1 protein-coding gene is annotated in these 855 nt (G+C 36.4%); it reads right to left on the reverse strand.

Going from position 1 to position 855, the window contains the following annotated elements; translation table 11 throughout:
• Positions 1-48: 48 nt before the first annotated feature.
• A partial coding sequence (locus tag GOQ16_RS17210) for an IS4 family transposase (RefSeq protein ID WP_160070424.1) occupies positions 49-855 on the reverse strand: 807 nt, incomplete at its 5' end.

Raw genomic sequence — 855 nt, forward strand, 5'->3', positions numbered from 1 at the left:
TAAGACAGCTTTTGTTGAAAAATCCGAATCATACCCTATCTATTACTTTTAGAAGAGTTTAAATTGCCCAATTTTATCAGGAGGTTTGCCAGAAAAGAATGGATCATTAGCCCATTTCCAAAGATCAATTTTCACAAATATATTTAAGCGAATAAAGTTCACCAGATTGGATAAGTTCCATTCATATTTAGCCTTTTTCTGTATGTATTTGAAGAGTAGTATTCCTATTAATGCAGTCCAAATTTGGATGTAGACTGCATTTTCTGAGGTTCCTACAAAACTGGTTACTTTCAAGCGCTGTTTTAGATGTTTGAAGAACGTTTCAATCTCCCATCTTTCTTTATATAAAGACGCCACTGTTGATGCCTTCCAGGTAAAATTGTTGGTTAAGAACTCATATTCAGCATTATTTATGCTGTCCCAAAAACGAATTAGACGCATCTTCTTTCCTTGATAGTGTTTTTTAGCATCCCCATCAAGCTCAATGAGCTGATCCATAATGATGTTATTTTCCTTGAGGGCCTCACTTTGAAATGATCGCACCACTGTATATTTCATGTTGCTTTTACTACGTGTGACAAAAAAGCACTGATTGCTGTCCAAAACATTCATCCAAGCATAATCAACATAACCTCTATCCACAACAACCACACAGCCTTTGGGAAATGAAATGGTCTTAGCTATTTTAGATTCATGTTGTTTGCCGTCGGTGATATGCACAAAACTGGGCATACAGCCATCATAATCAAGTATAGTATGGAGCTTAACAGCTCCCTTTGCACTGCGGAATTTAGCCCAGTCAAATACACTTAAGCATAAGGGAATAATAGTAGCATCCATGAGATATACTTTACG

This window comes from Sphingobacterium bovisgrunnientis (assembly GCF_009829085.1).
In the GTDB taxonomy this organism is placed as follows: domain Bacteria; phylum Bacteroidota; class Bacteroidia; order Sphingobacteriales; family Sphingobacteriaceae; genus Sphingobacterium; species Sphingobacterium bovisgrunnientis.